This window comes from Algibacter sp. L3A6 (genome assembly GCF_009796825.1).
Taxonomy (GTDB): domain Bacteria; phylum Bacteroidota; class Bacteroidia; order Flavobacteriales; family Flavobacteriaceae; genus Algibacter.
In genome coordinates, this window is sequence record NZ_CP047030.1 from 3201073 (window position 1) to 3215896 (window position 14824).

The 14824-nt window shown below is 33.4% G+C and carries 6 protein-coding genes; 4 read left to right on the plus strand and 2 right to left on the minus strand.

Annotated elements, in window-relative coordinates:
- Window positions 1–207: 207 nt before the first annotated feature.
- From GQR98_RS13300 to GQR98_RS13310, 3 genes are all read left to right on the plus strand, one after another.
- Complete coding sequence (locus GQR98_RS13300; RefSeq protein WP_159019919.1) at window positions 208–6831, plus strand: polyketide synthase; 6624 nt, start codon at window positions 208–210, stop codon at window positions 6829–6831.
- A gap of 66 nt (window positions 6832–6897) precedes the next feature.
- Entirely contained in the window at window positions 6898–10872 is a 3975-nt protein-coding gene (locus GQR98_RS13305; RefSeq protein WP_159019920.1) for a non-ribosomal peptide synthetase, read from the plus strand.
- Window positions 10865–11641, plus strand: a complete 777-nt coding sequence (locus tag GQR98_RS13310; protein ID WP_159019921.1) for a 4'-phosphopantetheinyl transferase family protein — start codon at window positions 10865–10867, stop codon at window positions 11639–11641. Before GQR98_RS13305 ends, GQR98_RS13310 begins: the two co-directional genes overlap by 8 nt.
- On the opposite strand, the gene GQR98_RS13315 is transcribed toward GQR98_RS13310, so the two are convergent.
- Entirely contained in the window at window positions 11625–12017 is a 393-nt protein-coding gene (locus GQR98_RS13315) for a response regulator (RefSeq protein WP_159019922.1), read from the minus strand. The genes GQR98_RS13310 and GQR98_RS13315 overlap by 17 nt on opposite strands.
- Complete coding sequence (locus GQR98_RS13320) at window positions 12004–13875, minus strand: PAS domain-containing sensor histidine kinase (protein WP_159019923.1); 1872 nt, start codon at window positions 13873–13875, stop codon at window positions 12004–12006. The genes GQR98_RS13315 and GQR98_RS13320 overlap by 14 nt, the downstream gene beginning before the upstream one ends.
- Window positions 13876–14364: 489 nt before the next feature.
- Here GQR98_RS13320 and GQR98_RS13325 point away from each other — a divergent pair, with 489 nt between their 5' ends.
- Entirely contained in the window at window positions 14365–14811 is a 447-nt protein-coding gene (locus GQR98_RS13325; protein WP_159019924.1) for a hypothetical protein, read from the plus strand.
- Window positions 14812–14824: the final 13 nt, after the last annotated feature.

A 14824-nucleotide genomic window follows, 5' to 3' on the forward strand; every position in this document is an offset into this window, starting at 1 on the left:
TATAAAGATAAAACTTCCCCCTCTCAAATAAAACCAAACTTTATAAATTATTAAATAGATAACTGAATTATATGTTTTGTTGAAATAGTTACAACCTGTTTCTTATTATAAAAATATATTTTATAGTTGTAACTGTAAGTCGAATTAATAATTTGGAAATATAGAGACGACTAATAGATTATTGTTAAGTACCGATAAACGCAAAAAATGAAGCCTACATATAGAATAAAAGGACCTAACCTCGAATATCCTCAATCAACTCTTCATGAACTTTTAGAAAAGCAATCTCAAGCTTATCCAAATGCAATTGCTTTAGAGTTTGACGATATAAAAATCTCCTATAAAGAGCTACAAATTAAGATAAATAAAACAGCTCATTATTTAAGAGAAAAAGGAGTTCGTCCTGGTCAGATTATAGCTATTTCATTAGACAGATCTCTTGATCTATTTGTTTCTATATTTGCTGTTTTGCAATGTGGTGCTGCTTATGTGCCCATTGATAATAGCTACCCTACAAAACGATTTGAAATAATTGTAACTGATTCTGAAGCAAGTTATATCATTTGTAAATCGACTAAAACGGATCTTCCAGACTCGTCTAAAAATATTTTTGTTGAAGATGTTGTTAAACATATAAAAGATAAACCTTCAGATTCTCTTGATTTAAAAGTAGAACCATCATCGGTTGCTTATATAATTTATACTTCGGGATCTACCGGGAAGCCTAAAGGTGTTCAAGTTTCTCATCTTAATATTATCAATCTCGTTTTTTCTATGGGAATAGACCCAGGAATTAATAGAGATGATAAGATTTTCGCACTTACTAGTATTTCATTTGATATTATGGTGTTGGAAATCTTTCTTCCATTACTTCATGGAGCTTGCGTTGTTTTAGTTGATGAAGAAACAAGGTTGGATGGTGAACTCTTATTGGAAAAAGCTTTGAGACATCAAATCACCATAATGTGGGGGACACCAAGTATTTGGCAGTTACTTTTAGATTCTGATTGGAAAATACCTTTAAAAATTAAAGCGTTGATTGGTGGTGAACCTGTACCATTAAATTTAGCTAATAAGCTCTTAGAGCTTTGTAGTGAATTATGGAATATTTATGGGCCAACTGAAACTTCTGTTTGTGCTTTTTTAACAAGAATTTTTAAAGATCAGGCTCAAATTACTATAGGAGGACCTGTTGCAAATACACATGCTTACTTATTAGACGATAAAGGAAATCATGTAAATGAAGGAGAAATAGGAGAAATTGTAATTGGTGGCGATGGCGTTTCATTAGGCTATTTAAATAGACCCGAACTTAATACTGCATCATTTGTTGATGATCATTTTGTTGCAAATAATAAAATGTATTTTTCTGGCGATTTAGGGAAGCTTTTGCCTAATGGACAAATGCTGTGTTTAGGGCGTAGAGATCAACAAGTAAAAATAAGAGGACATCGAATTGAATTAGGAGAAATTGAAAAAGTTATTGAAACACTGCCAAATATTAAAAAAAATGCAGTTTTAGTTAATAATTTAAAAAGCGGAGAACCAAGATTGGTTGCCTATTTACAATCTGCAACAGCTGATAAAGACTCGAATATTGTTCGGAATCAATTAGAAGAGATTCTTCCTGAATCTATGATTCCTTCAATTTTTATATGGTTAAACGAATTTCCAATTACTACAAATGGTAAAATTGATAAAGAAAAATTACCACAACCAGAATATGTAAGACCAGATTCTGCACCACTTTTTAAAAAACCACGCACAAAGTTAGAAAAAGATATCGCATCGATATGGAGTGAGCAACTTCAGGTGCCAAGCATAGGTATTGATGATAACTTTTTTGAAATGGGAGGAACATCACTCCTTACTCAAAAAGTAGCAACCTTAATGAGGAAGCGTTTCAAACTTAAAATACCAGTAACAAAAATTTACCAACACCCTACTATTAAAGAAATAGCAGAGTATATTGAAAATGATGACAAAACAGCGCCTTCTATTGATTATTCAAGAGTAAAAAAGAATAAAGCCTCTAGTGATGTCGCTATTATTGGTATGGCAGGAAGATTCCCCGGAGCTGAATCAATTGATGAGCTATGGGATGTTCTTAAAAATGGAAAAGAAACGACTTCGTTTTTTACTCCAGAAGAACTTGATAGATCTATTTCAGAATCTTTAAGAAATGATCCGCTTTATGTTGGAGCTAGAGGTATTGTACCTTCTGTTAAAGAATTTGACGCAAAGTTTTTTGGTTTAAACAAAAAACTTGCCGAAGCAATGGATCCGCAGCAACGCTTATTTTTAGAAATAGCTTGGGAAGCTCTTGAGCAATCGGGTCACCTTCCAAAGCATTATAAAGGGAGTATCGGTGTTTATGCTGGTACAGGTACAAATACTTACTATAAAAATAACGTACTACCTAATAAAGAATTATTAAAACAAGTAGGTGTACTTCAGGCTAATACGGTTAACGAAAAAGATTATATATCATCAAGAACAGCTTATCATTTAAATTTAAAAGGGCCTGCTGTAAGTGTGCATTCTGCTTGCTCAACATCTTTATTAGCTATAGCAGAAGCTGCAGATGCTATTAGAAATGGTCGTTGTGATGTTGCTTTGGCAGGAGGCTCAAGCATAACGGCACCTATCCATAGCGGACATCTTTATCAAGAAGGTTCTATGCTTAGTCCTGATGGTCATTGCCGTTCTTTTGATGAAAATGGTAAAGGAACTGTATTTAGTGATGGAGCTGGTGTAGTACTTCTTAAAAGCTTAGAAGATGCTAAATCTGATGGAGATATTATTTACGGCGTTATAAAAGGCGTTGGTTTAAATAACGACGGCGGTAATAAGGGAAGTTTTACAGCTCCAAGTACAGAAGGTCAAGCTGGCGCTATATCTAACGCGCTAATTGATGCTGGTGTACAACCTTCTGAAATTAGTTACATTGAAGCTCATGGTACGGCAACACCTATTGGTGACCCAATAGAGATTGAAGGACTAAAAATGGCTTTTGGTAAACAGGCTATTAATGGGTATTGCGCTATAGGTACTATCAAAAGTAATATGGGACACCTTACTGCTGCAGCTGGTGTTGCTGGTGTAATTAAGACAATATTATCATTAAAAAATCGTCAAATTCCCCCATCATTAGGTTTTGAGAAACCAAATCCATCTATTGATTTTGAAAATAGTCCGTTTTACGTTAATAACAAATTAAACGCTTGGGAATCTGATGGTCTCAGAAAAGCAGGAATTAGCTCTTTTGGCGTTGGCGGAACAAACGTGCATATCGTTGTCGAAGAATATAAAAATGAACAAAAAGTTTCTAGTGCTTCGCGATCATTACAAATTTTACCTTGGTCAGCTAAAACACAAAATAGTTTACAAGGGTACCAATCTGAATTAGGGAATTATTTAAAAACAAATTCTGATTTTTCGCTTGCTGATGTTGCTCATTCTTTAGTTAATACGAGAGATTCGTTTACAAACAGAGGTTTTGTAATCGCTGAGAATACAGAAGATGCTTCTAATAAACTAACACTTGAAGACAATAAAAACATTAAAACAAATTTACTAAGTATTACCTCTAGTGAATTAGCTTTCTTATTCCCAGGGCAAGGTGCACAATACCTTCAAATGGGGAAGTCTCTTTATACTGAAGAAAAAATATTTAAAGAAGCGGTAGATAAATGTGCTGAGTTATTAAAGTCTTACTTAAAGTTAGATATCAGACAAATAATTTATCCTGAACAAAATTCAGAAGAGGCTGAATTAAAATTAAAAGACACTAAATATACACAACCAGCATTATTTGTTGTAGAATACGCACTTTCACAACTATGGATGAGCTGGGGAATAAAGCCAACATTACTTTGTGGTCATAGTGTTGGGGAATTTGTAGCAGCTCATTTAGCGGGTATATTTACTTTAGAAGATGCATTACATCTTATTACAATGCGAGGTAAGCTAGTTAGTGAACTCCCTGGAGGCAGCATGTTATCTGTTCGATCTAATGTTGAACTTGTTAAAAATATAATTCCTAAAACACTATCCATTGCTGCTATCAATTCAGATCGATTAATTGTAGTTTCAGGTCCTGATAATGAAATTGAAAGTTTTTCAAAAGTCTTAGATGCAGAAAATATTGCTAATAAGCTTTTATTAACGAGTCATGCATTTCACTCTACAATGATGAATCCTGTTTTAGATGTTTTTGAAACAGAGGTAAAAAAGATAACATTGAGTGTTCCTCGATTACCTATTGTATCTACAGTAACTGGAGATTGGTTAACAGATACCGAAGCGACTAGTTCAAAATATTGGACAAATCACTTAAGAGCAACCGTAAACTTTTCGGGAGCCATGGAAACTGTTTTAAAGCTAGAAGATCCTTTATTGCTAGAGGTAGGCCCTGGCCGTGCGCTAACGACTTTGTCAATGCAAAAATCAGGTTTAAAATCTTTAGCTTCTATTGCTAGTTTATCGTTTCCTAAAGAAAATGAAACAGCTCATCATTCTGTGTTATCAGCATTAGGTACTTTATGGTTACACGGAGTAGAACCTAACTGGAATTCTTTTTATAGTGACCAAACTAGACAAAAACTTTTATTACCATCATACGTATTTGATCGTAAACCTTGTTGGGTAGAGCCTTTATCTATCGAATTAGATGCTAATAAAGAAATAAATAATATAGTAAATACCGAAGATCAGTCTGTTGATCTAGTGCATAATACCGATTATAAATTTATGAGAAAACCTATCCTTCTTAATAAAATATCAGAGATCATAGAAGAAAACTCTGGAGTTGAAATTGAAGCTAATGATTTTAATCACAGTTTTTTAGAACTTGGCTTAGATTCTTTAGTGCTAACTCAAATGGCTATAACTTTTAAAAATGAGTTTAACACGCCAATTACCTTTAGACAGTTAAATGATGAACTTGGTTCTCCAAATTTGTTAGCAGATTATATTGATCAAATTTTACCTAAAGAAGTTTATGCTCCTGCACCAACTGTTAGCCCTGTTCAAGCACAAGCTCCTGTAAATTATGCAGCGCCAAGTACGCCATCGCCACAGCCTATAAATGTGGTAAGCAACCCTAACCAAAATACGGCATTAGGTTTAATTGCTCAGCAACTACAGCTTCTTGGAAAACAAATGGAATTATTGCAAGGTCACGATAGTACGGTTGTTCAGCCGCAACCTGCACCTGTTGTTCAAGACCAAAAACCAATAATAGCTTCTGTGATTATTGATCCAGAAGATTTATCAGAAGACGAGAAAAAAGAACATCAAAAACCTTTTGGTGCATCACCTAAAATTGAAAAAAAATCAACAGGTGTAAGCAGTAGTCAAAAGACCTTTTTAGATAATTTAATTGAAAGCTATAACACTAAAACAGCTGGTAGTAAGGCATATGCTCAGAAGCATCGTAGTCATATGTCTGATCCAAGAGTTGTGTCAGGTTTCAAACCAGAAACAAAAGAACTTATATACCCTATTGTTGTTGAAAGATCATCAGGAAATCGCCTTTGGGATTTAGATAACAATGAATACATCGATACTTTAAATGGTTTTGGATCATGTTTATTTGGTCACCAGCCAGATTTTATAAAAGAAGCATTACACAAGCAAATAGAAAGTGGTTATGAGGTAGGTCCTCAACATCCATTAGCAGGTGAGGTTTGTGAGTTGCTTAGTGAGTTTACTGGACATGAGCGTGTTGCGCTTTGTAATACGGGCTCTGAAGCTGTTTTAGGTGCTATGCGTATTGCTAGAACCGTTACTGGCCGCTCGCTTGTTGTTGCATTTTCTGGTTCCTACCATGGTATTAATGACGAGGCTCTTGTAAGAGGTTCTAAAAAACTTAAAACTTTTCCAGCTGCCGCGGGTATTTTGTCTCAATCTGTACAAAATGTATTAGTACTAGAATATGGTACTGATGAAAGTTTAGAAATCATTCGTCAACGTTCACATGAATTAGCTGCTGTTGTTGTTGAGCCAGTACAAAGTCGTAGACCAGAGTTTCAACCTATTGAGTTTCTTAATAAAGTTCGTGAAATTACAAAAGCATCAGAAACAGCACTTGTATTTGATGAAGTTATTACTGGGTTTAGAATGCACCCAGGTGGAGCACAAGCTTTATTTAATATAAAAGCAGATATTGCTGCTTACGGAAAAGTAATCGGTGGAGGTCTTTCTATTGGTGCGATTGCAGGAAATAGTACTTGGATGGATGCCATTGATGGTGGTTTCTGGAAATATGGAGACAAATCTTATCCTGAAGTAGGTGTTACTTATTTTGCAGGTACTTTCGTTCGTCACCCACTTGCTTTGGCAGCTTCAAAGGCTTCTTTAATTTTTATGAAAGAACAAGGCCCTGAATTACAGACTAAATTAACAGCTATGACTGAAAGTTTAGTTTCAGACTTAATCCTTGAAATTAAAAAACGTAAGCTACCAATTGAAGTTAATTACTTTGGTTCTTTATGGCGATTAAAATTTTTAGAAGAAGTACCTTATTCTGAATTGCTTTTTGTTCTAATGAGAGAAAAAGGAATTCATATTTGGGACGGTTTTCCTTGTTTTATTACTAACGCTTATAACGAACAAGATATAGATAAACTTAAAAGCGTATTTACATCTTGCCTTGATGAACTTATTTCAGCTGGTATTTTTAATTCAAATAATAACACATTATCTACTGCCTCTTTAAATAAACCACCATTAACAGGAGCACGTCTTGGCATGGATGAAAAAGGTAATCCTGCATGGTTTATAGAAGATTTGAATGTAGAGAGTGGCTTCGCTAAAATAGAGCTGTAAGAAAACTATTTTTTTTCCGACTACTGTATATGTTTTGAATCAAAATTAATGTAAAACCCTATTACGTTGAACAAAATTAATAATTTCAATCCTTTTTCTGGCCCGCAACTAGAAAAGGTGATTGCTATAACGCAGTCTCAAGCAGAAATCTGGATTAGTTGTAATTTAGGTGGAGTTGATGCAAATAGAGCCTATAACGAATCAATATCTCTTGTTTTAGAAGGTGAGTTGAATCATTCTGCTTTACAAAATGCTTTGCAAACATTGGTGCAAAGGCATGAAGCTCTGCGCTCTGTTTTTAGTCGTGACGGACGTTTTATGAGCGTCATGAAGTTTGTTTCGTTTGAAATTGAACAACACGATTTATCACAATTTACTTCAGAAGAAAAAAAGCAGGCTATAGAAAATTATGTATCAGAAGATGCTAATTTTATTTTTGATTTAACAAAAGGACCACTAATTAAGTTTGCTTTAATAAGAAAAAGCAATCAGGAACATGACCTGTTAATTACGGCTCACCATATTATTTGCGATGGTTGGTCTTTCGGTATTATGTTAGAAGAGTTAGGTGAACTTTATTCTGCCTACGCTACAAATAAAGACTATAACCTTCCTGATGTAGACGACTATAGTGCTTATGTAGATAATTTAATTCAGTTTACGGGAAGCGAAGAGAATATTAAAACAGAAAATTATTGGTTAGAGCAATATCAATCAATAATACAAGAACTCACATTACCTACAGATTTTGCTAGGCCAAAACTTAGAACTTTCAAGAGTAATCGTTCAGATTTTTCGATTGATAAAGACTTATTATCTAAATTAAAGAAAATAGGAATACAATCTGGTTGTAGTTTTGTAACAACGTTAATGGCTGCTTTTGAGGTTTTTCTCTGTAAAGAAACAGGTCAAGATGATATTGTACTTGGTTTACCAGCAGCTGGACAATCGGTAACGGGCAAAACGCAATTAATTGGGCATTGTGTAAATTTATTACCACTTCGGAGTAAGCTCGATACTTCTTTTTCATTTGGGGAATATTTAAAATATAGAAAAAATTCTGTTTTCGATGCTTACGATCATCAACAGTTAAGTTTTGGAGAGTTATTACAAAAACTTCCACTACATAGAGATCCATCGCGAGTACCACTAGTTCCTGTTGTTTTTAATATTGATATGGGCATGACGTCTCAGGTTAATTTTGAAGGATTAGAATACAATGTAATTAGTAACCCGAGAACATCGGAAACCTTTGAGATATTTTTAAATGCCACAGGTACAGAAGAAGATTTTGTTTTAGAGTGGTCTTACAATTCAGCGCTTTTTAAGCCGTCTACAATAGAACGTATGATGGCTTCTTTTCAGTCTATATTAGAATCGATTGTAGCGCAACCAAATATTACCATCGGAGAAATTGTAAAGGTTGATGCTTCTCAATATGAAGAATTAAATAGAACACAAGCTGTTTATCCACAGATGCCTTTACATGATCTTATTAAAGAGGTGTCTAAAACTTTTACTACAAAGCAAGCCTTAAAGTTTGAGAAAACAGAAATTTCATATCAAGAATTAGAAGTTCAAGTTAATCAACTTTCTCATTACTTTGTAGAGCAGGGAGTGAAATCTGGTGATATTGTTGGGGTTGCTTTACCGCGTTCAATAGAGCTTGTTGTTTCATTAATTGCCTTAATGCAATGCGGAGCAACGTATTTACCATTAGATCCAAATTATCCAATAAATAGATTGGAATTTATGTTAGATGATTCGGAAGCAAATTTTCTTATTTCATCTCAAATATTTTCATTAAGTTTAAAAACAGATGCATCAGTATTATTATATGAAGATGTGTTTTCAAATTTATCAAAATACCCTTCAGCGCCACTTTCTTTAAACGTGAGTAACAATGAGGTTGCTTACATACTCTATACTTCAGGTTCTACAGGTAAGCCCAAAGGCGTATCGGTAACCCATAAGAATTTAGTCAATTTTTTATTTAGTATGATGCTTAAGCCAGGCATTAAAAACCAAGATAGATTATTATCGATTACAACAATTTCATTTGATATTGCTGGTCTTGAGCTTTTTCTACCGTTATTAGTAGGTGCTACATTGGTCATTGCTAATGATGATACGGCTAGAGATAGTCGTTTAATGTTGAAGTTATTAAAGCAAGAACGTATCACAATGCTTCAAGCAACGCCAACTACTTGGCAAATGCTATTAGATGCAGGATGGGAAAACCCGTTGGCGATTAAAGCGCTTTGTGGTGGTGAAATATTACCGTTACCTCTAGCAAAAAAAATATTAAGCAGGGTAGATGAGTTATGGAATGTTTACGGACCTACTGAAACTACAATTTGGTCTACCGTAAAGCAAATTAATAAGGATGATGAGCAAATAACAATAGGAACTCCAATAGCGAATACGCAAATTTATTTGTTGAACTCACAAGGTTTATTGGTGGAGGCAGGGAAAACTGGCGAAATTTGTATTGCTGGAGACGGTGTAGCCAAAGGTTATTGGAGGCGACCTGAGCTTACGGCAGAAAAGTTTAAAAGCAACGATTTTGATACGGAACAACAAACCAAACTTTACAGAACGGGAGATTTGGGGAAATTACTACCATCGGGAGAAATTTTGTGTTTAGGTCGAATAGATCATCAAGTTAAAATTCGTGGACATCGTATTGAGTTAGGTGAAATAGAAGAAGCTTTAGATGAGGAAACTGAAATACTGTCGTCTGTTGTGGTTGTTAATTCAAGTCGTTTAATGGCTTTTATTATTACTAATGAGGCTCGTGATTTTTCCGAAGATAACATGGCGAAATGGAAAAAGAATCTTTTTACTAAGCTTCCTGATTATATGGTGCCTCAGGACTTTAACTTAGTCACCGAATTTCCAAAAACATTAAATGGTAAAATAGACAGAAAGTCTTTATTAGAAAATGCTTCGGAAAAAAGAGAAACAATCCATTTTACAGCACCTAGAAATAAAACAGAACAAATAGTAGCCGCAATATGGCAAGAGTCTCTAGGGTTAGGTAGTATCGACGTATTTGCTAATTTCTTCGAACTTGGTGGCCATTCTTTAATAGCTTTAAAAGTTATGGTGTGTATAGAAAAGGAAACGGGGGAAAACTATCCGCTTTCTTCTTTATTAGAACATCCAACCATTGAGAAGTTAGCTAATTTTATAGATTCGGATAAAGATATTTCGAACTGGACTTCCCTTACTCCAATAAAAACTTCTGGAACTAAAGTGCCACTTTACGTGATACATGGTGCCGATCATAATGTTTTAATATTTGAAACCTTATCGAGAACGTTACATAAAGAGCAACCTGTTTATGGGGTGCAAGCAAAAGGCCTTAACGGCATTGATGCACCACACGATTCTATAGAAAAAATGGCGGCGCACTATGTAGCGGAAATTGTTGAATCTAACCCAACCGGACCTTATGCTATTGCAGGATATTCGCTAGGCGGAATTATTGCTTTTGAGATGGTTAAAATATTAAAAGCTCAAAATCGAAAAGTGTCGTCACTAATTATGTTAGATAGTTATGTGTACCCAACTTATAATTATGAAGTTTCTTTTAAGAAAACTAGAGCACATTTATCTTATAGTTTAGGGCAAGTTGCTTTTGTTGCTAAAATGATGCTTTTAGATAAGGAGAATTTTAGTCGATGGCTAGATGTTATAAAAATAAAAATTAAATCGTCTTACTTAAGAATTAAACTTGGGCGCGAAGCACAGCATAAATTAGAGTATCCTTGGCCTTTAGAGTTGGATGATATGCATAGGTTGGCTGTTAATAATTACCAAATTATACCTGAAGATTTGGAAATAGATTTACTTAAAGTTGAGGATAATAATATATTTTATGCTCATGATATCAACTATCTAGGTTGGAGAGAAGTGGCAAAAGGTGGAGTAATTAGGCATGTTATTCCTGGGAATCATAAAAATATGTTTCAAAGTCCGAATGATAAAGTGTTAGGGCAAATTTTACAAGCCATTTTAGATAGAGACCATGATTGATTCTCAAATTAAAACATGTTGTGAATCTATAAAATTAAGTTTTACTGAGGTTTATGATGTGAAGTTAGATGAGAAAGGTGTGAAGCTTTTCAAGTTTAAAATATCCGATTATGTAAATCTGCTTCCAGAATTAAAACTGCTTTTAAATACTTCGGAAATAGAACGCGCTCAAAGATATTATCATCAAAAGGATTCTAATAGGTTTATAGTGTGCAGAGGTTTGCTAAAACTAATTTTAGCAAAAGAAATAGGTGTAGATGTTTCGAGAATAGAATTAAGTAAAGACGCTAATAAAAAGCCATTCTTAGCTTTTTGCCCCGAATTACACTTCAACGTGTCTCATGCAGAAAACTATGCGTTAATAGCTTTAGGTGTGCAGGAATTGGGTGTGGATGTTGAGTATCTTTCCAAAGACTTTAATTTTATCGAAATTTTACCAACAGTTTTTAGTGCACCTGAAATTAGTGTGGTTTTAACTGCTGAAAATAAAAATAAAACATTTTATAAGTTATGGACTAGAAAGGAAGCTATTGTAAAAGCAACCGGAAATGGAATTGATGATAATCTTGTAGAAATAGATGTTTTGGATGAAGCAGAGTATATTGAGGCTAGTGCTTTTCAATCAAAACAACATATGCAAGTGTTTAGTTTTGATGTTGATCAAGATTACATAGGCGCTCTTGCATTTAAAAAGGGTAGAGTAGATGTTGATAACATAAAACTTTACCCTTTAGATACTTTATTAAAAGATTTTAAGCACCAAATATAACATCTTGTAATTTCTCTAATGTTATGGGCTTAACAATATAGTTGCTGTCAATATTATAGTTTTTTGCACGTTCTATATCCGCTTCGTTGTTAGAACTTGTAAGTATAAAAATATCTATTTTATCTTCTACAGGTATTTCTTTGAAGGCGTCTAGAAATTGCCAACCATCCCAAACAGGCATGTTTAAATCTAATAATATTAGTTCTGGTAGCTTTTCTCCGCTAGAAATTATGGCTTTTAGCTTGGTAAAAGCGTCTTTTCCATTAGAGCATATTAAAATCGAATCCACAAGTCCGGTTAGGTTTAAAAACCGTTTGGTAATGTAAACGTGTGTTGGGTCGTCTTCAATAATACAGGCTAAATTAATTTTTTTCATGTTTAAAAAATACTTTAAAAGAGGTTCCTTTATTTAGTTCGCTAGTTACTTCTATTTTTCCGCCTAAAGTTTCTATTTGGTTTTTTGTAATAAATAAACCAATACCTCGGGCATCTTCATTGTCATGAAATGTTTTATACATTCCAAACAATTTGTTTTTATTTAAATCAAGATCTATTCCAATACCATTATCTGTAAAAGATATAATGATGTATGGACCTTTTTTCTCCGAATTTATATTTAAAAAGCTGTCTCGCTCACTAGAACTATATTTTATAGCATTCGTTATGAAGTTTAAAATTATGCTTTCAACATAAGCAGAAATACCAAGTACTTTAATGTTTTCTTCAGTATTGTTTGTGATTTTTATGTTGTTTTTTTCTGCAATAGGGGTGAGAGATGCAATTTGCTTGTTAATAATATTACTTAAAGGTATTAATGATAAATTATCGTTTGATGATAAATTAATTTTAACAACCTCTGATAAGTGGTTAATAGTTTCTTGTAAATTAGAAGATGAGGTTTCTAATAACTGAATCATTTCATTTTCGAAAAGTTCCGGTTCATCATCTCTTAAAATTTGCAATAATGCCGAAATTCCTCCAGAATGTGATCGTAAGTTATGCGATACAATGTGGGCGAAATTTTTAAGACGATCATTTTGATCTTGTGTAATAGAAATAATGCGTTTTAAAGCCTTTTCTTGTTCTTTTAGAAGGGTAATGTCTATGATTTGAGAAATAAAATAAAGCACCTCATTATCTGTGCCTCTTACAACTGATACTGCAAAATGGATATTAATAAGGTGTCCGTTTTTATGAAAATAGCGTTTATCTACTTTGTAATGGTCTCTTGCGCCATCAATAATTTCTTCTATTTCGGCGGCGTCTGTATTTAAATCTTCTGGGTGTGTTATATCTTCAAAGCTTAATAAAGAAAGCTCATCGTGCGTGTAACCCAGTATGTCGCAAAAGGTTTGGTTTATTTTTAACCATTTTTTATCGTTGTCAAACAAAGCCATTCCAATAGCTGCATTTTCAAAGTTACCTCTAAAGGCTTGCTCGCTTTGTTCTAATTTTATCTGGTACTTTTTAAGATCGTTTATGTCTTGTATAGTGCCATAAACTCTATTGTAATTGTCTTTTATTTTTTCTGGAAACCCAATAACTTTAACCCATTTGTATTCGCCGTTTAGAGTAACAATTTGTAATTCATCGTTAAAAGGTTCTCCAAAATTGAGAGCTCTAAATACAAGTTCTGTAATTTTAGTTCTGCTCGAGCCTTCTTTATAGAAGTTGATACTAGTTTCAAGACAAGGCTTATAATCTAAAGATACACCATGTATGTTTTTTGTAGTGTTACTCCATTTTATGGTTTTGTTTTCTACAGACATATCCCAAAAACCAATGTTGGCTTCTTGATTACAGCGATGCAAAAACTCTTCATTTTCTTTAAGTTCGGTAATTTCTTGATGAGAGCCCACCATTCTAATGGCTTTGCCTTCCTCATTTCTAATAGCCATACCTTTAGATCTAATCCATACTGTTCTACCTTTTTTATGAGTATACCTTAGTACTTGATCGTACGGGATGCTAGGATCTGCAACATGTTGATTGAAGTTGATTAGGGCAGCTTTTAAATCGTCTTGGTTTATAATTTCTCGCCAAGTAGAAGATTTGTAAGGCATGTTTTGAGGGTTGTACCCTAAAATTTCCCAGAAACGATCGTCCATCCATTCATTTTCAGGATTTTCAAGATCTGAGTACCAAATACCATCTAATGAGTTTTTTTCAATAAACTCAAAAATTTTAGGATTTGTTTTTAAAGAACTGTAAAGCTCCTTTTGTAAATAATTCATTTTTGTAGGGAAAAAGTTTTACTTAAAAACACAAAATGTAAATCAATAAAAGAGTAGGCTTTAATTGATGTTTTATAACAAATGTAGCTAATTAACTAGAATAAACGGTTTATATGTAGAAATAAAAAATTACCGTAAGAAAAGGATTAAATCGTAGCTTTTCTTGTCTAAAAGGAATCTTAATTATATTGAGCTCGTGTTTTTTAGATTAATTTACTTGATTAGTTGGTGTTTAATCCCTCAATTTTTGGCTCTAAAAAGGTGGAAAAGCTAATTTTTTTTATTGTTAAGTATTTTTAATGAAAGAATTATACTAATTTAGTAGAAAGAAAATGTTGTGTTGTTTTTCTATTAAAGAGCTAGAAAACAAGGATGTTAAGGTTTTTAATGTGTTCTAATAGATATAAAAATGAACATATAATCGATAAAACGCTTGTTTTTTACGTTTAATAGCTTAAATTTGCAATGTTGATCCCCAAAAAATTCAATATGAAATTTAAAGTTATATTATTTTGTTTTAGCCTTTTTATGGTAACGAGTGTTAGTTTTGCCCAAAAGAATAAGCCGGCTAGAAGTATTATTAGTGAAAAGGTAGCTATTAAAAAATACCATAACAAGGCAGATTTAGAGCGTATGCAAAAAGGCCAATTGTTGGTTTTGTATGTAGAACGTATTGAGAGCTTAGTAAAGCTTTTGCCTTATATTGCTTTTGCTACTAAGCCAGGTATTACCATGACGAGTTTAGGTATACCTAATGATAGTGATAATAGTGATGCTTTAGATGATCAATTTGAAGCAACCGATAAGTACTTGGAGCAAATGAGGGAGTTCCAAGGTCGTATCTTACCTTATTCTGATACAGATAATTTAATTTCGGCCATATTGTTTTACGAAGAAACTTTTAAATCGTTACACGAGTATAGTGAGTTTCATTAACCTAGAAATTACA

Excerpts from the sequence above, each read along its gene's own strand:
- GQR98_RS13300 (WP_159019919.1), top strand. The coding sequence starts at position 208 with ATGAAGCCTACATATAGAATAAAAGGACCTAACCTCGAATATCCTCAA.
- GQR98_RS13310 (WP_159019921.1), top strand. The coding sequence starts at position 10,865 with ATGATTGATTCTCAAATTAAAACATGTTGTGAATCTATAAAATTAAGT.
- GQR98_RS13315 (WP_159019922.1), bottom strand. The coding sequence starts at position 12,017 with ATGAAAAAAATTAATTTAGCCTGTATTATTGAAGACGACCCAACACAC.
- GQR98_RS13320 (WP_159019923.1), bottom strand. The coding sequence starts at position 13,875 with ATGAATTATTTACAAAAGGAGCTTTACAGTTCTTTAAAAACAAATCCT.
- GQR98_RS13325 (WP_159019924.1), top strand. The coding sequence starts at position 14,365 with ATGAAATTTAAAGTTATATTATTTTGTTTTAGCCTTTTTATGGTAACG.